The 24,453-nt window shown below is 66.2% G+C and carries 26 protein-coding genes; 13 read left to right on the forward strand and 13 right to left on the reverse strand.

The features are described from left to right. Positions 1-32 precede the first annotated feature (32 nt). Positions 33-1,211, forward strand: coding sequence for a 3-dehydroquinate synthase II (locus CRO01_RS09965; RefSeq protein ID WP_097008974.1), 1,179 nt, complete (start codon positions 33-35; stop codon positions 1,209-1,211). A gap of 30 nt (positions 1,212-1,241) precedes the next feature. On the opposite strand, the gene CRO01_RS09970 is transcribed toward CRO01_RS09965, so the two are convergent. The 5 genes from CRO01_RS09970 to CRO01_RS09990 form a co-directional block, all read right to left on the reverse strand. Continuing rightward, a complete protein-coding gene (locus CRO01_RS09970) occupies positions 1,242-1,643 on the reverse strand; it encodes a zinc ribbon domain-containing protein (RefSeq protein ID WP_097008975.1) in 402 nt (133 codons plus the stop codon). 93 nt (positions 1,644-1,736) lie between these two features. Next, positions 1,737-2,414, reverse strand: a complete 678-nt coding sequence (locus tag CRO01_RS09975) for a type I 3-dehydroquinate dehydratase (RefSeq protein WP_097008976.1) — start codon at positions 2,412-2,414, stop codon at positions 1,737-1,739. Positions 2,415-2,478: 64 nt separating this feature from the next. After that, entirely contained in the window at positions 2,479-3,450 is a 972-nt protein-coding gene (locus CRO01_RS09980) for a transcription initiation factor IIB (protein ID WP_097008977.1), read from the reverse strand. Positions 3,451-3,622: 172 nt separating this feature from the next. Next, on the reverse strand, positions 3,623-5,089 hold the full coding sequence (locus tag CRO01_RS09985) for a small ribosomal subunit Rsm22 family protein (protein ID WP_097008978.1): 1,467 nt from the start codon (positions 5,087-5,089) through the stop codon (positions 3,623-3,625). Beyond that, positions 5,086-5,874, reverse strand: coding sequence for a prephenate dehydrogenase/arogenate dehydrogenase family protein (locus CRO01_RS09990; RefSeq protein ID WP_097008979.1), 789 nt, complete (start codon positions 5,872-5,874; stop codon positions 5,086-5,088). Before CRO01_RS09990 ends, CRO01_RS09985 begins: the two co-directional genes overlap by 4 nt. A gap of 98 nt (positions 5,875-5,972) precedes the next feature. Between CRO01_RS09990 and tfe the strand changes: the two genes are divergently transcribed. The 6 genes from tfe (at position 5,973) to CRO01_RS10020 (ending at position 11,278) form a co-directional block, all read left to right on the forward strand. Next, positions 5,973-6,503: a transcription factor E gene (tfe, locus tag CRO01_RS09995; RefSeq protein WP_097008980.1), complete on the forward strand. Its 531-nt coding sequence runs from the start codon at positions 5,973-5,975 to the stop codon at positions 6,501-6,503. After that, positions 6,503-7,177 (forward strand): DUF2110 family protein, encoded by a 675-nt coding sequence (locus CRO01_RS10000; protein ID WP_097008981.1) that lies wholly within the window; start codon positions 6,503-6,505, stop codon positions 7,175-7,177. The genes tfe and CRO01_RS10000 overlap by 1 nt, the downstream gene beginning before the upstream one ends. After that, positions 7,174-7,944, forward strand: a complete 771-nt coding sequence (locus tag CRO01_RS10005) for a DUF5803 family protein (protein ID WP_097008982.1) — start codon at positions 7,174-7,176, stop codon at positions 7,942-7,944. The genes CRO01_RS10000 and CRO01_RS10005 overlap by 4 nt, the downstream gene beginning before the upstream one ends. 67 nt (positions 7,945-8,011) lie before the next feature. Then, positions 8,012-8,716, forward strand: a complete 705-nt coding sequence (locus CRO01_RS10010) for a competence/damage-inducible protein A (protein WP_097008983.1) — start codon at positions 8,012-8,014, stop codon at positions 8,714-8,716. A 272-nt stretch (positions 8,717-8,988) separates the two neighbouring features. Then, entirely contained in the window at positions 8,989-10,140 is a 1,152-nt protein-coding gene (locus CRO01_RS10015; RefSeq protein WP_097008984.1) for an ATP-NAD kinase family protein, read from the forward strand. Positions 10,141-10,246: 106 nt separating this feature from the next. Then, the gene (locus tag CRO01_RS10020; RefSeq protein ID WP_097008985.1) at positions 10,247-11,278 is read left to right on the forward strand and encodes a phosphate signaling complex PhoU family protein; all 1,032 of its coding nucleotides are present in this window, start codon (positions 10,247-10,249) and stop codon (positions 11,276-11,278) included. Between the two features lie 198 nt (positions 11,279-11,476). Here CRO01_RS10020 and CRO01_RS10025 read toward each other — a convergent pair whose 3' ends face one another. After that, on the reverse strand, positions 11,477-11,914 hold the full coding sequence (locus CRO01_RS10025; RefSeq protein ID WP_097009179.1) for a DUF7528 family protein: 438 nt from the start codon (positions 11,912-11,914) through the stop codon (positions 11,477-11,479). A gap of 138 nt (positions 11,915-12,052) precedes the next feature. After that, positions 12,053-13,045, reverse strand: coding sequence for an LEA type 2 family protein (locus tag CRO01_RS10030; protein WP_097008986.1), 993 nt, complete (start codon positions 13,043-13,045; stop codon positions 12,053-12,055). An 87-nt stretch (positions 13,046-13,132) separates the two neighbouring features. Between CRO01_RS10030 and CRO01_RS10035 the strand changes: the two genes are divergently transcribed. From CRO01_RS10035 to CRO01_RS10050, 4 genes are all read left to right on the forward strand, one after another. Continuing rightward, entirely contained in the window at positions 13,133-13,321 is a 189-nt protein-coding gene (locus tag CRO01_RS10035) for a DUF7525 family protein (RefSeq protein ID WP_097008987.1), read from the forward strand. Positions 13,322-13,385: 64 nt separating this feature from the next. Next, a complete protein-coding gene (locus CRO01_RS10040) occupies positions 13,386-13,610 on the forward strand; it encodes a DUF7123 family protein (RefSeq protein WP_097008988.1) in 225 nt (74 codons plus the stop codon). Between the two features lie 51 nt (positions 13,611-13,661). Further along, positions 13,662-14,096, forward strand: a complete 435-nt coding sequence (locus tag CRO01_RS10045; RefSeq protein ID WP_097008989.1) for an SRPBCC family protein — start codon at positions 13,662-13,664, stop codon at positions 14,094-14,096. After that, positions 14,093-14,911: a carbon-nitrogen family hydrolase gene (locus CRO01_RS10050; protein ID WP_097008990.1), complete on the forward strand. Its 819-nt coding sequence runs from the start codon at positions 14,093-14,095 to the stop codon at positions 14,909-14,911. Before CRO01_RS10045 ends, CRO01_RS10050 begins: the two co-directional genes overlap by 4 nt. Positions 14,912-14,923: 12 nt before the next feature. Here the strand turns inward: CRO01_RS10050 and CRO01_RS10055 are convergent, their stop codons facing one another. From CRO01_RS10055 to CRO01_RS10075, 5 genes are all read right to left on the reverse strand, one after another. Further along, the gene (locus tag CRO01_RS10055; RefSeq protein WP_179747454.1) at positions 14,924-16,003 is read right to left on the reverse strand and encodes a hybrid sensor histidine kinase/response regulator; all 1,080 of its coding nucleotides are present in this window, start codon (positions 16,001-16,003) and stop codon (positions 14,924-14,926) included. A gap of 4 nt (positions 16,004-16,007) precedes the next feature. Further along, a complete protein-coding gene (locus CRO01_RS10060) occupies positions 16,008-16,454 on the reverse strand; it encodes a response regulator (protein ID WP_097008992.1) in 447 nt (148 codons plus the stop codon). After that, positions 16,451-18,394 (reverse strand): ATP-binding protein, encoded by a 1,944-nt coding sequence (locus CRO01_RS10065; protein WP_097008993.1) that lies wholly within the window; start codon positions 18,392-18,394, stop codon positions 16,451-16,453. The genes CRO01_RS10060 and CRO01_RS10065 overlap by 4 nt, the downstream gene beginning before the upstream one ends. Before the next feature lie 335 nt (positions 18,395-18,729). Next, entirely contained in the window at positions 18,730-20,265 is a 1,536-nt protein-coding gene (locus CRO01_RS10070; protein ID WP_097008994.1) for an aldehyde dehydrogenase family protein, read from the reverse strand. An 88-nt stretch (positions 20,266-20,353) separates the two neighbouring features. Next, positions 20,354-21,151, reverse strand: a complete 798-nt coding sequence (locus tag CRO01_RS10075) for an RIO1 family regulatory kinase/ATPase domain-containing protein (protein WP_097008995.1) — start codon at positions 21,149-21,151, stop codon at positions 20,354-20,356. A gap of 97 nt (positions 21,152-21,248) precedes the next feature. On the opposite strand from CRO01_RS10075, the gene CRO01_RS10080 reads away from it, so the two are divergent. Both CRO01_RS10080 and CRO01_RS10085 read left to right on the forward strand, forming a co-directional pair. After that, a complete protein-coding gene (locus CRO01_RS10080) occupies positions 21,249-22,391 on the forward strand; it encodes an acyl-CoA dehydrogenase family protein (protein ID WP_097008996.1) in 1,143 nt (380 codons plus the stop codon). Between the two features lie 136 nt (positions 22,392-22,527). After that, on the forward strand, positions 22,528-23,115 hold the full coding sequence (locus tag CRO01_RS10085) for an archaellin/type IV pilin N-terminal domain-containing protein (protein ID WP_259370017.1): 588 nt from the start codon (positions 22,528-22,530) through the stop codon (positions 23,113-23,115). 88 nt (positions 23,116-23,203) lie between these two features. Here the strand turns inward: CRO01_RS10085 and CRO01_RS10090 are convergent, their stop codons facing one another. Beyond that, entirely contained in the window at positions 23,204-24,376 is a 1,173-nt protein-coding gene (locus CRO01_RS10090; protein ID WP_097008998.1) for a M24 family metallopeptidase, read from the reverse strand. Positions 24,377-24,453: the final 77 nt, after the last annotated feature.

The following is a 24,453-nucleotide window of genomic DNA, read 5'->3' on the forward strand; positions in this document are numbered from 1 at the left end:
CGTTCAAGCCCGGTCCCTGCGAGCGTTGGAGTATGACACGCTCCGTCTGGCTGAAGGCCGACGACTCCGTCGGCGACTGGGACGAACGACGCAAGCGGATCACCGCCGGACTCGAATCCGGCGTCGACTGGGTGCTCGTCGACGAGCACGACGTGGCCCGCGTCCGCGAACTGGGTGACGTGAACGTCGCGGCGTTCCGGACCGGCGGCGACGTTGACGTGATCGACGACGCCGAAAGCGAGGTCGAAGAAGACGCCGAGCCCGACGCTTACGTCGTCGGCAAGGACGGCGAGGGCGACGGCACAGTCGACCTTCCGGGCGACTTCTCGGGCTCTGCGGATCTCTCTACGCTCCGCCGGGACGACGACCGAGCACAGGGCGCCTACGTCCGTATCTTCGACGAGGACTACGAGGCGTTCGCCCAGTCGGCCGCCGACGACGCCGAGTACACGATCATCGTCAGCGAGAACTGGCAGATCATCCCCCTCGAAAACCTGATCGCGCGCATCGGCGAGGAGACGACGCTGATCGCCGGCGTCACGACGGCCGAGGAGGCCCAGACCGCCTACGAGACGCTCGAACTCGGCGCCGACGCCGTGTTGCTCGACAGCTCCGACCCCGACGAGATCCGCGAGACCGTCGAGGTCCGCGACGAAGCCGAGCGCGAGACGCTCGATCTGGAGTGGGGAGAAGTCACCAACGTCGAACGCGCCGGTAGCGCCGACCGAGTCTGCGTCGACACGGGCAACCTGATGGACCACGACGAGGGGATGCTCATCGGCTCGATGTCCCGCGGGCTGGTCTTCGTTCACGCCGAAACCGCCGAGTCCCCCTACGTCGCCTCCCGGCCGTTCCGGGTCAACGCCGGCGCGGTCCACGCCTACATCCGGACGCCCGACGGCGGCACGAAGTACCTCTCGGAGCTCAAAAGCGGCGACGAGGTGCAGGTCGTCGACGTTAACGGCAACACCCGCGAAGCGATCGTCGGCCGCGTCAAGATCGAGAAGCGCCCGATGTTCCGGGTCGAACTCGACGTCGACGGCGACCGCGTCGAGACGCTGATCCAGAACGCTGAGACCGTGAAAGTCGCCACCGGCGAGGGCCGCACCGCGGTGACCGATCTCGCAGAAGGCGACGAGGTCAAACTGTACTACGGCGACGGCGCCCGCCACTTCGGCGAGGCCGTCGAAGAGAGCATCATCGAAAAGTGAGTCCGCGTCCGTAGGGACGCCGAAGCGACCTCAGGCCGACTCGTTTTCTCTCGGCTTGTCGAATCGCGCCGTACACCAGTGACAGAACTCCAGATCGTCGTCGAGTTCCTTGCCGCAGTTGGGGCAGGTCGGGGTCCCGTCGTCGACCTGCCGACCGGCGTGGGCGGCCAACACGTACGCGTCGAGCATATTGAATCCGACAATCGACGCGAGGGCGAACTCCTCGGCGACGGTGAGTTGTTCGAAGAGGAGATCGACGCTGGCGAGGAGAGACATCGACCCGTCCAGCGCCGCCTCGGGCGCGACGAACGCGAGCGCGGAAGCGACCAGTCCGAACCACAACAGCGCGCGCAGCCACCGGCGCTGATAGACGTGCCCCAACCCGGGATACAGAGAGAGCGCGACGGCGACGAGTGGACGCTTTCGGACCATTCTCTTTCCTCGGCGTTGTGACGCCCCGGGCATTACGCTTCGGGTTTCGACTGATAGCGGCCGACAGACCGGCGCAGGACGCGACCGGACGCCCTACTCTCCCGACTGCAACTGGTCGATGAGGTCTCGGAGCGTCGCCAGATCGTACTGTCCGGGAGCGGTCGCATCGTCGGGATCGACCGGCGCGTAGCCGATCCGGGAGCCGTACAGTGGCGCCACGGCGCGGGAGTGGCGTCCCGCCTCGCCCATCGCCATCGTGGCGACGCGCTCGCCCCGAGCGTCGAACTCCTCGGTCGCCGTGAGCAGCGCCAGCACGTCCTCGGGCGTCCGAGCGGTGACGGCTAGCTTCCCGACATCGCCGACGGCTGTCGCCTCCGAGAGCACGTTCCGCAGGTCCGCCGACGACGGCGTGCGCTCGAAGTCGTGGACCGAGACGACGACCGCAGCGCCGGCATCCCGGGCCGCGGCGGCGACCTGCTCGCCCTCCTCGGTTCGGACGCTGTCGAGTTCGATGTCGATCGCCTCGACGGCGTCGAGTTCGGCGGCGTCGCGCAGGTCCGACAGCCGGTCGTGTCCCGTCGCCTCGCCGCCCTCCCAGTCGGCGCGGTTGGTCGCCAAGATCGGTAGCTCGCCGTCGTAGGCCTCGAGCGCCTCGATCGGGTCCTCGGCCAGATCCATCCGAAACTCGACGGCATCGGCGTGCTCGCGGGCGGCCGGCTCGTCGTCGAGACTCGCCGTGGCCGCACAGAGAACGAACTCGTCGAAGTTCATACTGTAGGGCGCGCGTGCCGGCCTCAAAAAAGCATCTTCTCCGGAACCGCTGAGCGGGCGATACTCAGGCCAGACCGAGGCTCTCCTCGGCTTCGAGCAGTTCGTGGTAGCGGTTGCGGATCGTCACTTCCGAGATGTCGGCGACCTCGCTGACGGCGGCCTGCGTGGTCTTCTCGTTGGTCAACAGCGCGGCGGCGTAGACGGCGGCGGCCGCGAGGCCGACCGGGCTCTTGCCCGAGTGGACGCCTTTCTCCTTGGCGTTCTGGAGGAGCTTTCGGGCGCGGTGCTCGGCCTCGTCGGAGAGTTCGAGTCCGGAGGCAAAGCGGGGAACGTAGCTCTCGGGGTCGGCGGGCTGGACCTCCAGCCCGAGTTCGCGTACCACGTAGCGGTAGGTGCGAGCGACCTCGTTTTTCTCGACGCGGGAGACTTCCGCGATTTCGTCCAGACTCCGGGGCACGCCGGCCTGCCGTGCGGCGGCGTAGACACAGGCCGTCGAGACGCCCTCGATCGAGCGTCCGGGCAGGAGGTCCTCGTTGAGCGCGCGCCGGTAGATCACGCTGGCGGTCTCGCGGACGTTGCTCGGCAGGCCCAGCGCGGAGGCCATGCGGTCGATCTCGCCGAGCGCCTGCTTGAGGTTGCGCTCCTTGGAGTCACGCGTGCGGAATCGCTCGTTCCACTTGCGCAGGCGCTGCATCTTCTCGCGCTGTCGGGAGCCAAGCGAGTTGCCGTAGGCGTCCTTGTCGCGCCAGTCGATGTTGGTCGAGAGCCCCTTGTCGTGCATCGTGTTCGTCGTGGGGGCGCCGACGCGGGACTTCTCGTTCTTCTCGCGGGCGTCGAACGCGCGCCACTCGGGGCCGCGGTCGACCGAGTCCTCCTCGACGACGAGGCCGCAGTCGGCACAGATCGTCTCGCCGTGTTCCTCGTCGTTGATGAGCTGGCCGCTACACTCCGGGCAGGAGATGCTCTCTTCGGTCGATTCGCTCTCTCGCTCCTGTTCGTCCGTTCGGGTTCGCGTCCGTGCGTTTGACTCTGTCATAGTGCGAAGGCGGGGGCTGACCGGGCAGGAAATCCTGGAAAAACCCCGGGTGAATCCTTTCGTAGAAATTGCCCAGCACTCTATTTAGTTCATTCGGTATTCGGACGCCCCACTCCTGTGCCAGCGGTCGAGACGCCGAAATCTATACAAAAATCAAAACATTCATTATCCGTCATCTGACGAGCCGGTCGATCACCGTCTCGTCGTCGACGACGAGGTTGTACGCCCCCTCGTCGTCGTTCCACAGCGCGAGCGCCGACTCGATCGAGAGCAGGTCGCCGTACTCGGCGGCCGCCAGATCGCGGTTCAGTGACGTTTCACGGGTCAACACGGCGTAGTGCTCGGTCGCCTCGCTGCCGTCGCTGATCTTGTACAGCGGGTTGGCGTCGCCCTCCGAGAGCGACCGGCTGAGCTTCATCGCCAGCAGGTCGATCCGCTCGGAGACGTGCCGCTCCATCTCGGCCATCTTCGCGTACCGGTCGGGTTCGGGATCGAGGTCGTACTTGCGCAGGCCGTCGCGCCGCAGGATCGAGTGGGAGAACTGCACGTCGACGTTGACGAACTCGCCGGGATCGTGGTCGGCGTCGTCGGCCGCCTCGTCGAGACGCCGCTGGAAGGCCGGCACTGCGAGGTCGGGCCGAACGTCGAACGACCAGCCCCGATCGGTCGGCGTCTCGCCGGGCCACAGCCGCACCGTCGGCGAGAAGACGGTCGCCGGTGGCTGGCTCTCCGCGGGTTCGTCGGCGAGCGCGCGTTCGACCTGCCGAAGTCCGGTGCTGGTGTTTTGATCGGCCGGCGCGAGCGCGACCATCGAGCCGTCGGGCGCCAGCGCGTCGAGATACCGCCGTGTGACGGCGACCGGGTCGTCGAGTTCGTTCAACACGTTGCCGAAGATGATCAGGTCGAACCCGACAGCCTCGTCGCCGGCGTCGAACTGCGCGTCGAGGACGCTCTCGGGGTCGAACGCCTCGGCGCGCTCGCGGTGGATCGTCGGGTGGAAGTTCCGCGAGGTCTCGGCGAGCAGCCCGTCGAGCACGTCGGCGGCCGCGCTGGGCTCGACGGCGTGATACTCGACCAGCGCGTCGTCGGCCAGCAGGTCGTGCAGCCCGAGCGCCGGGCCGCCGACGCCGGCGCCCACGTCGAGTACGCGCAGGCGACGCCCGACCAGCCCGCGCTCGGTCAGATCTGCGAGCGCGTACTGGACGACCGCGTAGTTATCTGGAAGGTGGTAGATAGCGTAGCCGAGCGCGGCCTCGCGATCGTACTCAACGGGATGCTGTCGGTAGTAGGCGTCCTTGAGCCGCCGGATCGTCAGCCTGAGCAGGTCTCCGGAGGGGCCGTCGTGCCAGTCCGGGCCGTACTCATCGACGAGCAGATCGTCGAGCCGGTCGGCGTACGTCTCGGGAAGCGCCTCGACCGTGCCCGGCGTCGCCGTCACCGGCTCTTCGGAGACGGGGACGAACGTGCCGTCCTCGCGTTCGCGCAGGCCGAGCGCGACGGCCTCCTCCCGGAGCACCTGTCGGACGACCGCGGGATGGGGCTGGCTGGCGACGTACTCGTAGATCTCGTCGGGGTCGATCGGGCGCACCTCGCGCAGATATTTGGCGTTCTCGACGATCGCTTGGCGCTCGTCGGTCATTGGTCTCCCCCGTGACCCGCCCCTGCCGACTCGTCGACGGCCGATCGAGCCTCCTCGTACAGTTCGACGAACGCCTCGTCGGTGTCCGCCTCGGCGATCCGCCGGGCCGCCGCCGCGACCGCGTCGGCGCCGTCGAACGTCGACTGGATCTCGGCGTACACCTGCGGGCTGTTGCCGGTCACCTGCTCGACCAGATCCAGCAAGCCCTCCGAGATCGGCGTCTGGAACCGGTCGGGGACGGACTCGGCCGCCAACGCGTAAGCAAGTACCGCGGTGTGGGCACTCGCCTGTACGGTCGCCATCGCCTCGTCGTGTTCCGCGGGCGTGGTCTCGAACACGTCGTTGCCCGCCGCCGCGATGGCGTCGAGCACGGCGTCGGTGGTCGGTCCCGGCGACGCCCGGACGGCGGCGACGTTGCCCGGCGCGTTCGACGGCGCGAACAGCGGGTGCAAGCTCGCTCGCTCCCGGTTGGGGGCGTGGGCTGCCATCGCAGCCACCGGCTCGGCCATCGCGCCGGTCACGTCGACGAGCGCCTCAATCGCCCGATCGGCGTACTCGTCGATGGCAGCTTCCGCGATCGACATCGGCACCGCGAGACAGACGACATCGAATCGGTCCTCGGTGTCGGTCGGCACGTCTCGCCCGCCGATTGCGTCGGCGGCGGTAGCCGCGGCCTCGGCGTCGAGATCGGTAAAGGCGACATCGAACGTCGCCTCGTCAACGGCGGCTAGCGTCGCGCCGAACCAGCGTCCCATCGCTCCGGCACCGACGACCAGTACGTCCATTGGAGCGAGGTAGCCGGGGACGGTCAAAAAAGGCTACGAGTCGACCCCTCGCGTTCCGAACGGTACTTTTAAACTCGCGGACACCCGCCACTAGAACAATGGCTTTTGAGGATCTCCTCGAGGACCCCGTCATCCAGAAGTACCTACACGAGCTGGTCGGGCCGAAGGGCATGCCGGTTGCGGCCGCTCCGCCGGACGGCGAGGTCACGGACGAGGAACTGGCAGAGGAGCTCGACATGGAGCTCAACGACGTTCGCCGGGCGCTGTTTATCCTTTACGAGAACGACCTGGCGTCGTACCGTCGGCTCCGCGACGAGGACTCGGGATGGCTCACGTACCTCTGGACGTTCGAGTACGACAAGATTCCCGAGAACCTCGAAGAGGAGATGCACCGCCTCTACGAGGCCCTCGAAGAGCGCCGCGAGTACGAGCGGACTCACGAGTTCTACCTCTGTGAGGTCTGTTCGATCCGCTTCGAGTTCGGCGAGGCGATGGACTTCGGCTTCGAGTGTCCCGAGTGTGGCTCGCCGCTGGAGTCGATGGAGAACACCCATCTCGTCGACGCGATGGACGAGCGCATCGAGAACCTGCGCGACGAGCTGAACATCGACATCGAGGCCGAGGCATAATGGTCGTCCTCGCAACGAAGCTGTACGTCTCCGGCGACGCCGAAGATCGGGCGCTCGACTCGCTGCGCTCGCTGATCAACAACGACATCGGCGAGTTGGACGTGGAGTTCGAACTCGGCGTCCGGCACGACGACTTCCCCTCGGTCACGATCGAAGGCGAGGACGCCGTCGTCGCCCGCAACGTACTCACCGAGGAGTGGGGAGCGATCACCGACGACTTCCAAGCAGGCGAGACGTACGTCGGTACGCTCGAATCGTGGGATGACGACGGGTTCGTGCTCGACGCCGGCGGCGCCGTTCGTATCTCGACGGCCGACCTCGGACTCGGGCAAGGCCGCCCCGAGCAGATCCGCCAGCGATTCGGCATCGTCCAGCACACGCCTCTAGAGTTCGTCTATGGCGACGCCGAAGCCGACGCCCGACTCTCCGAGGCCCAGCAGGACCAGCTGTACGAGTGGACCCGCGGCACGGGCCGTGTGAACGTCAACAGCGCAACCCGCGCCGAGGTCCGGGCGACGATCAACCGCGCCGGCCACGCCCAAGACATCGTCACCGTCGAACGGCTGGGCCTGCTCGAACAGAGCGTCATCTGCGGCGAGGACACCGACCCGCCGGGGCTGGTCGCAAGCGTCGGGCAGTACCTGCCCTCGGAGCTTCGCGCCGTCGTTCCATGAATCGCCGGCTGCTCGTCGCCACGGTCGCGGTCGCCGTACTCGCGCTCACAGCGGGCTGTGTCGGCGGCGGTGGCGGCGTCGACGAGGAGCAACTGAACGAGAACGCCACGTACAACTGGAGCGTCCAGCAGGACGTGTTCATCAACGTCGACAGCGCCGGATCGCTCATCGGCGAGGCCGAGTTCGAGGCAGTCTACGACGTCTCCGACCGGGACCAACTCGAACTGTATCGGAGCGGCATCACCAGCGACCGACCACTCGAGATCAGTGCGGTCGTGTTCCGCTCGGACAACGGAACCTACTACAACGGCACCGAACTCGACGTCGAGCAGACCAGCGAGGCCACGGTTATCGACCTGCCCAACGAGGACGGAAAGCTGGCCTTTACCTCTCGGACGAACTCGAAGGAACTCCGCCTGCCGGCGTACGTCGAAGGCTCCTACCGCGTTGCGCTTCCGGCGAACCACAGCACCGAAGACTTCCTGCTCGGCCACGTTAGCCCGGGCAACTACCGGACGGAGATGGTCGGCGACCGGATGCACGTCGTCTGGAGTGACGTCTCCAACCCCGTGCATCTCAAGTACTACCTCGACCGCGACCAGTACTTCTTCTACACGCTGGTCGTCAGCCTCGGCATCGTCGCGCTCGGCGGGTACTTCTACTTCAACCGCCAGATCCGCCAACTCAAGGAGCGCCGACAGGAGCACGGACTCGAACTCGACCCGGACGACGACGACGGCAAGCGGCCGCCGCCGGGGATGGGATAGGTAGCGCGAACCGGCCGTCCCCGCCCGCTCCCGCGAACTTTTATCGCCCGGCGCGCAACGGGCCAGTATGCACGTCGCGGTCATCAACGTCGGCGACGAGATTCTGGCCGGCGACACGACGAACACGAACGCCACGTGGCTGTGCGACCGCCTCGACGAGCGCGGCGTCGACGTCGAGCGAGTGGCGGTCGTTCCCGATCGGATCGCCGATATCGCCCGGCTGGTCAACGAGTATCGCGCCGAGTACGACGCGGTGATCGTCACCGGCGGGCTGGGGCCGACCCACGACGACGTGACGATGGACGGCGTCGCCGCGGCGTTCGGGCGCGAGGTCGAGCGCAACCCCGATGCCGTCGAGTGGCTCGTCGAGCACGGCGGCTACGAGCGCGACGATCTAGTCGAGGGGACGAGTCACCTGCCGGCCGGTGCTCGCGTGCTCCACAACGACGTGGGCGTCGCGCCCGGCTGCGTCGTCGACGACGAGGTGTACGTCCTGCCCGGCGTTCCCCCGGAGATGAAGGGGATGTTCGAGCAGGTGGCCGAGGAGTTCGCCGGCGAGCGGACCCACACCGTCGTCGTCACTGTCGACGAGCCGGAGAGCGCACTGCTGGACCGACTTGGTGATCTCCGCGAGCGCTTCGACGTGGGCGTCGGTAGCTACCCCGGCGAGTACGTCCGCGTGAAGCTCAAAGACGCCGACTCGGAGGCCGTCGAGGCCGCGGCCGAGTGGCTCAGCGAGCGGGTCGACGTGGTCGAGACAGAGGAGCGCTAGAGGCTGCGCATTCGTCGTTGGCGCGCTATCGGAACAGGTAGAACAGCCACGCCGCGGTGATCAGCAGGCTCGTTCCCAGAACGGCGAGGCTCGTCTCCCACATCGGCAGTTCCGCAGCCAGCGGTGCAAGGGTCATACCCGCGTGTTGCCGTCCCGTTCTCATAAAGTTTGAGAACCCTTCCCGTCGTTCGCACGGCGAGCACCCGCTCGCTGGCCGCGAACCGTTCCCGGCGAGCGGCGGCCTTTTCTCCCCGGTCGTCCAAGCGACACGCATGCGTCGGATCGGCGTCGTCGTGAACCCCGTCGCCGGGATGGGCGGTCGCGTCGGACTCAAGGGAACTGACGGGAAGGTCGAACAGGCCGTCGAACGGGGCGCGACGCCGCGAGCGCCCGATCGCGCGACCGAAGCCATAGAGTCGCTGGCGCGCCACGCCGAGGCCGATATCGAGGTGCTCGCAGCCGGCGGGGCGATGGGCGCGGATGCGATCCGGGCTACGGGGGTGGAGCCGACGATCGTCTACGAACCAGCCGCGGACGCCGCCGAGCCGGGCACGGTCGAACCGGGCGCGACGACGGCCGAGGACACGCGGGCGGCCGTGAGAGCCTTCGTCGAGCACGGCGTCGACCTCGTCGTGTTCGTCGGCGGCGACGGCACCGCGGTCGACGTTGCCACGGCGCTCGACGAACTGGGCGTCGAGACGCCGATGCTCGGCGTCCCCGCGGGCGTCAAGGTGTACTCGTCGGTGTTCGGCGTGACGCCGCGGGACGCCGGCCGCATCGCGGCGACGTTCGAGCGCGTCGAAGACCGAGAGATCAACGACATCGACGAGGACGCCTACCGCGGCGGCGAGGTCGAAACCGAACTCCGAGCCGTCCGACCCGTGCCGGTCGCCGAGGATCTTCAGTCGAGCAAGCAGATCGGCGGCGGCAGCGTCGAGACGCTCGCGGAAGGGTTCATTCGGGACATCGAGCCGGGGACGACCTACGTGCTCGGCCCCGGAAGCACCGTCGGGGAGATCAAGTCCCGTCTCGGTTTCGAGGGCTCGCCGCTGGGCGTCGATGTCTGGCGAGCCGCCCCCGACGGCGTCGAGGCGACAAGCTACCACGAGCCGGCGTCGCCGGCCGGCGAGGTGCTCGTTCGAGACGCCACCGAGGCAGACATCCTCGACGTTCTGGACGACCCCGCCGTCATCGTCGTCTCGCCAATCGGCGGGCAGGGGTTCGTGTTCGGCCGTGGGAACGATCAGATCTCGCCGGCCGTGATCGAACGCTGCGATCTCGAAGTCGTCGCCTCGCGCCGGAAACTCGACGACCTGTCGGTGCTCCGGGTCGATACCGACGACGATGACCTCGACGAGTCGCTCCGGGGCTGGCTGCAGGTTCGGATCGGTCGCTTCGAGCGCCGGATGATGCAGGTCGTCTAAGAATAACCTTATATATCGCACTACTGTCCAGCCAGCATATTATTACTCTATCCGAGATAATGCAGATATAGACAAGATTAAGGTCTGCTCCGGCGTACTGGCGACCATGGAAACGCGAAAGGTCCAGCGGCTGGGACCGTCCACGCTTGCGATGACGCTGCCCGCCGAATGGGCGAGCGAACAGGGCGTCGAAAAAGGCGACGAGGTGTCGCTCCGGATGGGCGGCAAAGGCACGCTGACGGTGATGCCCGAGTCGGCCAGCACCGAGGAGTCGGAAGCCATTATCCGCGCCGACAATCTCGACGCCAACGCCGTCGAGCGCGCGATCGTCGCCCAGTACGTGCTCGGCCGCCGCGTCATCCGCATCGACCAGACCGAGGGCGCGCTCTCCTCGGATCACATCAACGCCGTCTACAAGGCCGAAACCCAACTGATGGGCCTCGGCGTCATCGAGGAGACGCCCGAGAGCATCGCCATCCGCTGTTCGGTCGACCCCGAGGACTTCACGCTCGACAATCTCATCGAGCGCCTCGAATCGACCGGCTCGACGATGCGCGGCGAGGCGATCAAGGCGCTGGCCCACGGCAACCCGGATCTCGCCCAGCGCGCGCTCAACCGCGAGCGCCAGGCGAACAAGATCTTCGTCCTCATGCTGCGGCTGATCTTCACGGCCTACCAGAACCCCAACCTCGCCCGCGCCGTCGGGCTGGAATCAGGCTTCCCGCTGATCGGCTACCGCTCGATCGCCAAGAACCTCGAACTCACCGCGGACAACGCCGAGGACATCGCCGAGATCGTGCTCGACGCCGAAAATCACTCGCTAAACGTCGATCAGGGGACGATGCGTCGCATCCGCGAGTTCACTGACGACGTGGACGAGTTGACCCAACTCGCCGTCGAAGCCGCCGTCGAGCGCGACTACGACAAGACCATCGAGGTCCGCCAGGGGTTCCACGAGATCGGCGACCTCGAACAGGAGATCCTCGGCGACCTGCCCGAGATGGACAACGAGGACCTGCTGCAGGTCCGCGAGGTTCTCGTCAGCCTCAAACAGACCGCCGAGTACGCCGTCCGAAACGCCGAAATCGCCGCGAATCTCGCGCTCAACGAGGAGTCCGAGCACACGACCATTAACTGACCACCTTTTTCCGCCTCGGGTGCGCTCGCTCACTCCGTTCACTCGCGCACCACTCGGCGCAAAAACGTGGGCGAAAAAAGCCGCTCGCTCACTCGCTACGCTCGTTCGCTCGCGGTTGCTACACTGGATACTACAACACTGCGACAACCCCGCTACGCAGCAGTACGCAACCGTACCGGATGCCGCGGCGCGACGCCGTCAGTCGGCCGGCAGTTCCGCTCGCCGGTCGTCGGCGTCCTCCGGCGATTCCTCGGCGGCGTCTAGGTCGGTCTTTGCTGCGCGCAGTGGCTTGCGCGAGGCCATCTCGCAGTCGAACGCCGGGTGTTCGACAACGTGGCGGACGATCATGTGCCGGCGCGAGCCGGTGATGCCCGTTCGGCCCACGTCGTCGGCGGCGAACTCGCCGGGCAGTCGCTCGTACAGACGGCGAAGTTCTTCGAACGATCGGAACACCTTGGCGTTGCCCGCCGAGTCGGCACAGCGGCGGCTGACCTCGTAGGAGCCGTCTTCGCGGTACTCGCCGGCCGTCCGGAAGAACTCACGACGTTCGGTCAGCGCGTCGCCGATGGCGTCTTGCAGATCGGCAGCGGCGTCGCGCGAGAGGACACGTTGGTCGTCACCGATCGTGATTTCGATACTGGTGCGGTCGTCGGTCGCCGTCGCAGCGATCTCATCGCCCGCCGAGAACGCGATCAGGAGCGATGTCACTCCGTGTCATGCAGTTGGAGTTCGATGCCGACACACAAAACCGTACCGGCGAGCCGAGCCCGGCGCTTAGCTCGCGTTGTCCTCGAAGATGTGGGTCTCGATCGTGTCCTGATGGTCGAGCGCACGCACCGGAACGCGGAACGACTGGCCCTCGACCTCGACGGTCGCGTAGAACCGGATCTGCAGGTCGGTCACCTGATCGTTTTCGAGGTGGCTCGCCCACCACTCGTCGAGGTTCGCGTTCGTGATCGCCGTCCGTGTCTGCACGCGCTCGGTCGCCTCGGAGGGGATCGCAGCGTTGGTCTCGGAGGACCCCTGCCCGACGAGCACGTCGTTCATCGTGATCTCGTAGTCGATCGAGCTGACCGTCAGCGGGTAGTCCTGCGGGTTGTACGCGACGAAGTCGACGTTGATCGGCGTCTCCTCGCTGGTGACTGCACCCCACTCTGCGTCCGTCTCGTTGACGTACATGACCGGGCTCTCGACCAGCGGAGACCCCGTTAGCGCCGAGTCGTCGGCCCGAACCGGGCGCGTCTCGTTCGAGGAGAACTGCCCGAGCAGGTCGGTCTGGATCGGTCGCGTGATCGTGAACTGCTTGCTACGGCCCAGTCGCTCGGCGGTGACGTTGGCGTCGACGGTGAGTTGGCTTTGTTCGCCGTTGCGAACGTGGCTCGCAAACCACGGCGGGATCTGTTGGTTGTCCATCTGGGTTGTGAGTTCGGTCGTGCTGTTGCCCGGTGCGAGCGAGACGCCCTCCCGGTCCCCAGTTGCGACGCGCACGTCGTTCATCGACACCGTGTAGTCGATGCGTACGTCGCCGAGCGTGATGCCGACCGGGTTCGGGTTCGAGACGACGAGATCGGTCTCGATGGTCGTCGTCGAGTTGTTGACGCCGGCGAACTCGTTGTCGACAGCCGCGACGCTCGGGACGCCGAGGACGCCGAGCCCGGCCGCCGCACCGATCACGACGACGACCGACAGTGCGACCGTTCCGGCGATCCGGAGCTTGCTCCCCAAGAGGAGCGGGACGACAGCATCGAGCGAGTCTGGTAAGTCCATCTTACCGGCGTTCGTGGCCGACGCGGGATAAATGACTTGGCAGTCGGTCTGACAAGAGCTAAGTTTCTGCCGTCGAAAGCCGCGAGCATGACAGCGACCTCTGCGCAAGGGACTGACAAGGGAATCGGAATCGCGGTGCTGTGTGCCGTCGTCGCCGCGCTCGGCGCGATGGTGATGTTCGTCGGGGCGCCCGACGTGACTGCCGCGTGGGGCTTTGCCGCCGCGATGGTGTTCGGCGTCCTATCGGTCGTCGGCGCCCACGCCTACGGCGCCTGACCGGAACCTGTTAGTCGGCCGATCGAAAACCGTTAAGCACGTTCAGCGCCTAGCGCGCGTACTGATGTCCGACTACACCGACGAGGAACGGCGCATCGTCTCGTATCTCCGCGAGAGCGCCGCCCGCGGGGAGCGGTACTTCCGGGCGAAAAACATCGCGGACGCGCTCGGACTCTCATCGAAGCAGGTCGGATCCCGGCTTCCCCATCTCTCGGAGAAGGCCGACGACGTCGACATCGAGAAGTGGGGCCGGTCCCGCTCGACGACGTGGAAAGTGACGATCAGCTAAATCGTCGCCGGATCCCGCGGCTTTTTACTCCCCAGTACCTCAGATGCGTTCATGACAGTCCGGGTTGAGCGGACGTTCGAGTTGCCCGTCGAACCCGAGCGCGTCTGGGAGTTCATCGCCGACCCGGAGAAACGCGCTCGCTCGATCAGCGTCGTCTCTGACTACGAACTCGACGACGCCGACGGCCGGCGAGCGACGTGGCACGTCGACCTGCCGGTGCCGTTGCTCGACCGTACCGCTGCGGTCCGAACCGAAGACGTCGAGCGCCGGGCGCCCGAGTACGTCGAGTTCGTCGGGCGCTCGAAAGTGTTGCGCGTGACCGGCGAACACGAGATCGAAGCAACCGAGGACGGCTCGCGGCTGCACAACCGGTTCGTCGTCGACGGCCGACTCCCCGGCGTCGAGCGATTCTTCGAGCGTAACCTCGACGACGAGCTTCGGAACTTGGAGACGACGCTCCGGGACGACCTCGGGGTCGAGCAGTGAGCGAGCACGGCGGCGTCACGATCGCGCTCGCCCAGATCGAGATCGAAGCCGGCGCGGTCGAGGCAAACCGCCGCCGTGCTGTCGACGCCATCGCCCGGGCAGCCGACCGCGGCGCCGATCTGGTCGCGCTGCCGGAGATTTTCAACGTCGGCTTCTTCGCCTTCGACCTGTACCACCGGCTGGCCGAACCCCTCGACGGCGAGACGCTGACCCGGATCGCCGAGGCCGCCGCCGACCACGAGATCGGCGTCCTCGCGGGAAGCATCGTCGAGGATCTCGATGCGACGGACGCCACAACGCCCGCGGCGGGGGGGCTAGCGAACACGTCGGTCCTGTTCGACCGCGACGGCGAGCGCCTCGCCATCTACCGGAAGCGCCACCTGTTCGGCTACGACTCGCGCGAGTCCGAGCTACTCGTCCCCGGCGAGCGCACCGCGACAGCCGAGTTCGAGGGCTTTACCGTCGGCATGACGACGTGTTACGATCTGCGATTTCCCGAACAGTACCGCGAACTGGTCGACGCCGGCGCGACGCTCGTGCTCGTTCCCTCGGCGTGGCCCTATCCCCGTGTCGAGCACTGGGAGACGCTCTCGCGGGCGCGGGCGATCGAGAACCAGTGCTACGTGGCGACGATCAACGGGTCCGGGGAGTTCGACGACGCGACGCTTCTGGGTCGCTCGACAGTGTACGACCCGTGGGGGACGGCGCTGGCGTCCTGTGCCGACGAGTCGGCGGTCGTGACCGCCGAGATCGACCCCGAACGAGTCGCGGGAGTCCGCGAGGAGTTCCCCGCGCTGGCCGACCGCCGGCAGTAGACGACTGCTGGTCTACTCCGCGAGCCGGAGTTCGACTACGAACACGGCGCCCTGCGGATCGTTGTCCTCGACCCAGACGCGGCCGCCGTAGCGGTCGACCAGCCGGTCGACGAGAAACAGCCCGATACCGGTGCCGGAACTATCCAGCCCCATCGCTGATTTTCCAAATATCTCGGATTTCTGGCCGTCCGGCACGCCGACGCCGTCGTCGGCGACCGAGACCTGCACGCAGTCGCCGGTCAGTTCGAAGCCGACCTCGACGGTCGGGGACTCGACTTGGGAGTGCTGGACGGCGTTGTCGATCAGGTTCTCGAACACCGACGCGAGCAGTTCGTCGGCGTAGACGGTCGTGCGCTCCAGTTCACCGACGGAGATGGTGGCCCCATCCGAGACGGTTCGACGTTTCTCGACGGTGTCGAGGATCACCGGTCCGAGCGCGACCGGTTCGAGGGAGGAGTCGGTGTCTCCGGCGACGGCTTCGAGGAACGTCTCGACGTTCTGTGTGATCTCGGCGATGTGGTCGGCCGCACTCGTGATCTGCTGGACCGTGTCCCGTCGCGCGTCGTCGACGTTCTGTTCGAGCATGTCGGCCCAGCCCTGAATGACGTTCACGTCGTTTTGGATGTCGTGGCGGACGATGCGGTTTAACACTTCCAGTTGGTCAGTGCGTTTGCGCAGTTCGGACTCGCGGCGCTTTCGCTCGATCGCATAGCGGATCGCTCTGGTCAGGGTGTCTGGATCGAGTTCGTCCTTGTTGAGGAAATCCTGCGCACCGGACTGGATGGCTTTGAGAGCGGTGTTTTTGTTCTGTAGGCCGGTGAGCACGATCACCGGGAGATCGGTGTGGCCGACGATCCGGTCGAGCGTTTCGATGCCCTGACTCGTCGGAAGCCCGAGGTCGAGCAACAGCACGTCGAACGTCGATTCCGCGAGCGCCTCCTTGCCGTCTTCGAGCGTCGTGTGGTGGGTGTGCGTAACTGTCGACGGCAGCATCGGCGTCTCGGCGCGGTCGATGTAGCGCTCGATGAGCCGAGCGTCGCCCTCGTTGTCCTCGATGACGAGCACGTCGAGTGAGCGGTCAGATTCGAGCATCGGTCTACGTAGAGGGGAATCGTACGACTTTGAACCAGAACCCCTCAATCTGCCGGACGACATCTTTGAAGCCGTCGAACGTTACCGGCTTGGTGAGGTAGGCGTTGGCGTGGAGATCGTACGTTTTGACGATGTCTTCTTCGGCTTCGGAGCTCGTGAGAATCACGACCGGGATGCGCTTGAGGTCGTCGTCGTCCTTGATCTCTTCGAGGACGGTCGTGCCGTCTTTCTTCGGCAGGTTCAGATCTAGCAACACCAGATCCGGCCGGGGATCGTCGGCGTACTCGCCTTCGTCGCGGAGATATCGCATCGCCTCGACGCCGTCGGTGACGACGCGGAGATCGTTCCGGAGCGACGCGTTCTCGAACGCTTTCTCGGTGAGTTTGATGTCGCCGGGGTTGTCCTCGACTAACAGCAGATCGACTTCCTCCTCGCGTTCGTAGTCTGTCATGCTGTTCCCTCCGTCGTCGGGAGAGTAAAGCAAAACGTTGTTCCTTCGTCCGGCTCGGAGTCGACCCAGATGTCGCCGCCGTGACGAGTGACGATGCGCTGGCAGATCGCCAGCCCGATACCGGTGTTGTCGGTGCCGTCGTCACGCGTCCCCCGCGTGAACACCTGAAAGATGTTGTCCTGCTGTTGTTCGGGGATGCCGATCCCCTGATCGGAGACCGTAAAGAGTACGCCGTTGATCCCGTTTTCGGCGTCGATATCGATCTCCGGCGGCTCGTCCCCGGCGTAGTCGATGGCGTTGGCGACGAGGTTCTGGAACAGTTGCCGGAGCTGGTTGGGATCGGCCCGAACCTCGGGCAACTCGCCGACGGTCACGCTGGCGTCTGACTCCTTGATCGACAGTTGGAGGTCATCGAGCACGTCGTCGATCGCTTCGTTCGGGTCGACGGAGTGGGGCTGTTCGGCCTCGCTCTCGACGCGAGCGAACTTCAGGAGGTCGTCGATCATGTTGCGCATCCGATCGGCTCCGTCTATGGCGAAGTCCATGTACTCCCGTGCCTCCTCGTCGAACTCGTCGCCGTACTCCGAATCGAGCAGGTCGATGTAGCTCGATACCATGCGCAGTGGCTCCTGAAGATCGTGAGAGGCGATGTAGGCGAACTGCTGGAGGCGCTCGTTGCGCTGGCGGAGTTCCTTGCGACGCCGCTGTTGCTCGCGTTGGTGGCTCACCCACTGGGAGATGATCCAGACCAGCGCGCGCTCGCGTTCGCTGAACGCCTCGTCTCGGGGGGCGCTCCCAGCGAAACAGACGGTTCCTTCGAGGTCGCCGTCGACGTAGACGGAGCCGCCGATGTAGCTCCCCAGATTGAAGCGTTCGTAGGCGGGATCGGCCTCCCACCCTGCGGCAGGGGCGTCGTGGATCGCCTGCAAGTCGTTCGATTCGATGGTCGTCCGACAGTAGCTCTCGCCGAGCGGACAGCTCGCCCCCGACTGGAGCTGTTCGTGCGAACCAACCGATGTGACGATCGTCTGTGTTCCATCGCCGCCGGCCTCCGCGGCCACGTCGATGTCGGTCAGGAAGCCGTAGGGGACACCGAGATAGTCTGCGCCGATTGTGAGGAGTTCGTCGACCTGCTGTTCGAACTCGCGTTCGGTGTCGGTCGTGATCTCGTATATCTCGTTCAGAGAAGCGGTGTACGCCGCTTTGTCCCGTTGCTCGCGCTTCCGGTCGGTTATCTCGCGGGTGTAGCCCGCAATCCGAATCACTTCCCCGTCGCGCACGACCGGCGACCCCTGCACGCTGACCCAACGCTGGAAGTCCTCGTCGGGATTGACGCGAAACTCGAGTTTGGCGGATTCGCCGGCTGACAGCGTAGCCATGCCTTCCTGAACGGCCTCGCGGTCCTCGGGGTGGACGCCTTCGAGGAACGTCTTCGGATCGTCGTAGAGCGACTCGGTCGATTGGCCCCAGATGTCCTCGTAGGCGGCGTTGATGTACAGCGTCTCCTGCCACTCGGCGTCGAACAGCCAGAGCGCGTCGTCGGTGCTGTCCATCAACTGCTGGAGGCGACGCTCCCGCTCGACGCTCTCCTGTTCGATGCGACGCCGTTCCGAAATATCCTCGATGACGCCCTCGATGATCGAGCGACCGTCCGACGTGGTGAGCCAAGCGCTCATCGACCCCCACAGCTCGGTGCCGTCGAGCTGCTCGATTCGAACCTCGTGGCCGAGCACGTTCCCCTGCTCTTCGAGCGCGTCGACGAACTCCTCGCGGCTGCCCGGTTCGGCGTAAAACGGCGGCGACCCCCGTTCGATGACTGTGTCGCGGGAGTCCGCGCCGAGGAGGTCGACGAGCGCCGGATTCACGTAGAGGTACTCCCCGTCGATCGTCGACCGGAACACGCCGACGGGCAGTTGTTCGAGAAACCGTTCGTGATCCATTGGACCGTAGTATGTCTCTTTTTATATTTAATATCTTGGGCGTGCCGCGCAAGCGGTATTGACCGCCCGGTGCGTAGGGCGTTTCCCGCCGGTCGGTGCCGGAGACAGTGGGTTTATACGTCCGCCAACCAAACGTCGTGATGCCGGAGGCCGACGCTTTTCACGTCGTTCCGGCACAACGCTCGTCGCGCTCGACCCCGACACCGGGATCGACCTAGGCGATCCCGGACTGCCCGGCAGCCCGCCACTGCTGCGAGACGGGATTTCTCCGGCATCCCGCCGAGCATCGATGGCGGGTGTTCGGGCACCACCTCGGCCCACTCCGCCTTTCGCCTTCACTCGTCTTGGACCGTGATATCGGCCGATAGTCCCTGTGCCATCTCGATGTCCTCGCTGTTGTTGACCGTCCACGCCGTGCGCTCGGTGACGGCCTCGATCACCTCGCGGGCGTGAGGAGCGCCCTTCCCTGACTTCTTGACGCCGCCGAAGGGCAGGTGGACCTCGGCACCGATACAGGGAAGGTTCGCGTACGCCAGCCCGACTTCGGCGTTGTCGCGGTAGTAGTTGATCTGTCGATAGTCCTCCGAGACGATCGCACCCGCCAGTCCGTACGGCACGTCGTTGTGGATCTCGACGGCGCGCTCGATGTCACCGGAGTACTCGATCAGCGCGACGTGCGGGCCGAAACACTCCTCTTCGAGGCTTCGGAGGTCGCTGTCGTACGCCATCTCGTAGACGAACGGGCCGACCCACGAGCCGTTTTCGTGCCCGTCGGGAATCTCCTCGTCGTCGAGATCGGTCCGATCGACGAGCACGTTTGCGCCTTCCTTGCGTGCGAGTTCGTTGTGCTTGCGGATCTTCTCGACGTGGCCGGGCTCGATGGCCGGACCCATGAACGTCGAGTCGTCCAGCGGATCGCCCACCGCGACCTGCTCGGCGAGGTCGACGAAGCGGGCTTTGAACTCGTCGTACACGTCCTCGTGAACGATCAGGCGCTCCGAAGAGACACAGCGCTGGCCGGTCGTCTTGAAACTCGACATCACGGCGCTGTGGACGGCGATGTCCAGATCGGCGGCCTCGGTGATGACGACGGCGTTTTTCCCGCCCATCTCGCAGGAGGCCGTCTTGCCGGGTTCGCCGCCGACCGCGCTGGCGACTTCGTGACCGACCTCTGCCGAACCCGTGAAGAGGACCGTATCGACGCGCTCGTCGTCGACGATGGCGGCGCCGGCGTCGCCGTAGCCCTGCACCATGTTGAACACGCCCGGCGGGATGCCGGCGTCCTCGAACAGCTCGGCGACGACCTGGCCGCACCACGGCGTCTGCTCGGCTGGTTTCCAGACGACCGTGTTGCCCTCGACCAGCGCGACGGCCATGTGCCAGAACGGGATCGCCACCGGGAAGTTCCACGGCGTGATGCAGCCGACGACGCCGCGTGGCTTCCGTCGCATGTAGGCGTCCTTGCTGGCGATTTCGCTCGGTACCACGTCGCCGTGGGGGTGTCGGGCGTTGCCCGCCGCCCACTCGACCATGTGGGCGGCCTCGACGACATCGGCCTTGCCCTCGCTGATCTCCTTGCCGCACTCGCGGGTGACGATCCGACCGAGTTCGTCGGTGCGCTCGCGTAACTCGTGGTAGATGTCCCAGAGATGCTCGGCGCGGTCGACATAGGACAGGGCGCGCCACTCCGCTTCGGCGTCCTCGGCGGCCGCGAGCGCGCGGTCGACATCGGCATCGGTCCCCCGGCTAAATTCGGCCAGCGTCTCGCCGGTCGCCGGTTCGATGCTCTCGAAGGTTTCCTCGCCTGTACCGTCGATCCACTCGCCGTCGACGTAGTGGCCGTGTACGCCGCCGTCTGTGCTATGAGTCATGAACGTTCAGTATAGACGTTCTCGCCCGGCACGTAAAAATCTACCAGCAAATGATTACATTTGGCCGATATCGTCGCCGGAAGTCCCGCTAATCGGCGATTTTTTCGATCTCACCTTTCACGAGTGCGGCGTCGAAGTCGTGATCGGGGCGCATCTTCACGAAATCGAGAAACTCGCGGGCGGCCAGCACGTCCTCGGTCGAGTAGTGGCTGATCGCCGCCTCGATGGCGTCGCGGGCGCCGATCGTCGGCGCCAGCACGGCAAGCGCACACGCCAGATCGTACGAGCGGGCCGACGCCAGTCCGTCCTCGCGGACGTAGGTGGCGTCGATAAAGTACAGTTCGTCGTCGGCGATCAGCACGTTTTCCGCGCGCAGGTCCCCGTGTGCCAGTTCGTTGTCGTGCATGCGACTGAGCGCCTCGAACAGTTCGTCCGCACGCTCGCGCTTGGCCGCAACAGACAGGTCGTCGAGCGTCCGAAAGTCCTCCAGATACTCGAGCACGAGGATGCCGAAGTCGTCGAACTCGAATACCTCGACCGGCGCGGGCGCGTTCAGCCCGATCCGTCGCATCTCGCGGGTCGCGTCCAGCTCGTGGCGCGCCATCTCGACGGGGCCGTCGAATCGCCCGAAAAAGCCGGGCGTCCCACTGGAGAACGCGCCGGCGTTGCGTGCGCCGGTCAGGACGGCGTGGACGAACGCGTTCTGTGGCGTGATCACCTTTACGAACCACCGATCCTCGACGACCAGCGGCGTCGACAGCCAGTTGTCGGCATCGAGAAACGAGACCTTGACGGACTCTCGATCCGCGCGCCTCGCCAGCTCCGCACCGATCTCCTCTAGTTCGGGCCATTCGACGGTTCCCCGGACGATACCGCGCAGGTCCATCGTGAAAACGGACGGCGTCGAGCGTTAAATGCCTCCCGGCAGACAACCTTCCTCATCGTTCGTGGACTTTATGCACCGGGTCGCTGTACCACGAGGCATGGAGTTTCGCGTGCCCGACGAGCACCGGATGATCCGCGGGAGCGTCCGGGACTTTTGCGAGACCGAAATCGAGCCCATCGCCCAAGAGATCGAGGACGAACACCGGTTCCCTGCCGAAATTTTCGACCGACTCGCCGAACTGGACGTGATGGGCGTGCCGATTGACGAGACTTACGGCGGTCTCGGCGGCGACCAGTTCATGTACTCGCTGGTCGTCGAAGAACTCGGGCGGGTCTCGGGTGCGATCGGGCTGTCCTACGCCGCACACGTCAGTCTCGGCTCGAAGCCGATCGAGGCGTTCGGAAGCGAGGAACAAAAGGAGCGCTGGCTCCGCCCGCTCGCGGAGGGCGAGCACATGGGATCGTGGGCGCTCACCGAACCCGGGAGCGGGAGCGACGCCAGCGACATGGACACTCGCGCACGCAAGGAAGGGGACGAGTGGGTCCTCGACGGCACCAAGCAGTTCATCACGAACGCGAACGTCGCCGGGTCGATCCTCGTGAAAGCCGTCACCGATCCCGAGGCGGGCTACGACGGCATCTCGACGTTCATCGTCGATCCCGAGGCCGACGAGGGCGTCGAGGTGACGACGGTCTGGGACAAGCTCGGGCTGAACGCCTCGCCGACGTGTGAACTCAGCTTCGACGGCTGCCGGATTCCCGAGGACCGGCTGCTCGGCGAGGAAGGCGACGGCTGGCGCCAGACCACCAAGACGCTGGAGGGCGGGCGCATCTCGATCGCGGCGCTGTCGGTCGGGCTCGCACAGGGTGCCTACGAGGCCGCCAAATCCTACGCCACCGAGCGCGAGCAGTTCGGCCAGCCGATCTCGGAGTTCGACGCCGTCCGGGACAAACTGGTGACGATGGACCGGAAAATCGAGCGCTCGCGCCTGCTGACCCACAAGGCGGCGTGGGCCTACGACGAGGGCGAAGACTGCACGCGCCTGTCCGCGCTGGCCAAGCTCGACGCCAGCGAGACCGCCCGCGAGGTCGCAGAGGAAGCCGTCCAGACGCTTGGCGGGTACGGCTACACGACCGATTTCGCGCCCCAGCGGTTCTATCGGGACGCCAAGCTCATGGAGATCGGGGAAGGGACCAGCGAGATTCAGCATCTCGTCATCGGCCGGGAACTCGGGCTGTGACTGTTCTCCCTGCTCGGCGGCGTCCCGGACAGTGCCTCCACAGTTAGGTACGACAGTTATGCCGATCCGGCGGGCAGATTCTCGGAGTGCGACACACGACGCGACCGCCCACCGACGACGATAGGGGGCGACGCTGATCGACACGTCGCGGCCGCCTCGCGGGCAGGTCGGCGTCGAGACGCTGATCGTCTTCGTCGCCATGATCCTCGTCGCGGCCATCGCAGCGACGCTGCTCGTGTCGACCGCCGGACTGCTCCAGAACACGGCGCAAGCGACCAGTCAGGACTCGAAGGCCCAGATCAGCGATCAGTTGCTCGTCGTCGGCGCCACCGGCCAAGTCGATGCCGACGGCGAGGACCGAGCGGTCGACAGGATCGATCTCACGGTGACCGCCTCGCCCGGCGCCGGCGAGATCGACCTCTCGAAAGCCTCGATCGAATTCGTCGGCCCGACGAACCACCGGACTCTCGGGTACGCCGACGCGGCCCGGCCGGGCGCGTTCGCGGTCGAATCGCTCGTCGACGACGACGCCAACGCCCCGGTCTTGAACGACCGGAGCGATCGCTTTTCGGTCCTGATCGACCTCGACGAGTCGATGGCGCTCGCGCCCGGCAAGCGTGCGACGCTCAGAATTGTCGGCCCCAGCGGGAGCGTCAAGACGGCGATCGTCGGCGCGCCGGCGTCGCTCCGATCCTACGACGACGGCGACGACATCGAACTGTAGCGGGCGACGGCAGGGCGCCGAGTCGGCATCGTCGCGGCGTCTCGACGCCGCGTTGAACACTCAGTTCAGTACCCGCTGTGTCGGCGTCTCAGTCCAGCACCAGCTGCTTCTCGTAGTCGGTGAGGTTCTCGTGGCCGTCCTCGGTGACGACGACGATGTCCTCGATCCGGATGCCGCCCACGTCGGGATCGTACAGGCCGGGTTCGACCGTGACGATCTGGCCCGCCTGCAGCTCCTCGCCGGTGGGGTTCAGCGTCGGCAGTTCGTGCACGTCCAGTCCGACGCCGTGGCCCGTGCCGTGGATGTAGCCCGTCTCGGTCGAGGGGTCCGAGCGCAGCGTCGGGTAGCCGGCGTCCTCGTACACGTCACAGACCGCGTCGTGGACCGCCCGACCCGTGACGCCGGCCTCGATGGCGTCGAGCGCGGCCTCCTGTGCGTCGAGGGTCACGTCGTAGCGCTCCCGGACTTCGTCGGTCGGCTCGCCCCGGAGGAACGTCCGGGTCATGTCGGCGTGGTAGTTGGTCTCCTTGTCCCGCGGGAAGATGTCGACGACGATCGGCTCGTCAGCCGGGAGCGGGCCGCTACCGCGGTCGTGCGGGTCGGCCGCGTCGGCGCCGCCGGCGACGATCGTCTCGTCGAGCGCGCAGCCGTTGCGGAGCAGTTCGATCTCGATCTCTTGGGTGACGAACTCGCTGGTCAGGGGCTCGTCGCCGCGGTAGAGCACGCCGTCGCGGGCGTCGGCGTCGGCGATCAGTTCCTCGGCGCGAGCCAGCGCGGCCTCGTTGGCGCGCTGGGCCGTCCGGACGTGGTCGATCTCCTCGTCGGTCTTGACCGACCGAATCTCGGTGATCGCGTCCGAGCGCTCGACCGCGACGCCGATGTCGCGCTCGCGCAGGCCGTCGGCGGTGCCCGTCGGGAACGACTGGGGGACCAGCGCGGCGCCGACGCCGTGGTCCGCGAGGAAGGCCGCGATCACGTCGAGGCGCGCCGCGTCGGGGCCGTCTCTGGCGGCCCGGTCCTGATAGTCGTAGTCGCCGAGGCGGGCGATCGTCGCCGCACGGCTCTCCTTTTCGGCGCGGCCGTACTCCAGCCCCGAGACCAGCAGATGCACGTCGGCGCCGTCGTAGAGGGCGACGAAGGGATCGGGCGCGTCGAAGCCACAGACGTAGTACTGATCGGAGTCGTCGTTGCCGTCGAACAGGTAGCCGTCCGCGCCGTGTTCCTCGACAGTCGCGGCGAGCTGTGAGAGATCCGGGTCCATGCCCGAGGGGAGGGCGGGCGCGGGTAAAATACTCCCGGAGGCGGCGGTCGGCTGTCGGCTTCCGGTACTGTGATACG

Origin of the sequence: Natronoarchaeum philippinense (assembly GCF_900215575.1) — an archaeon.
Taxonomy (GTDB): Archaea; Halobacteriota; Halobacteria; order Halobacteriales; family Natronoarchaeaceae; genus Natronoarchaeum; species Natronoarchaeum philippinense.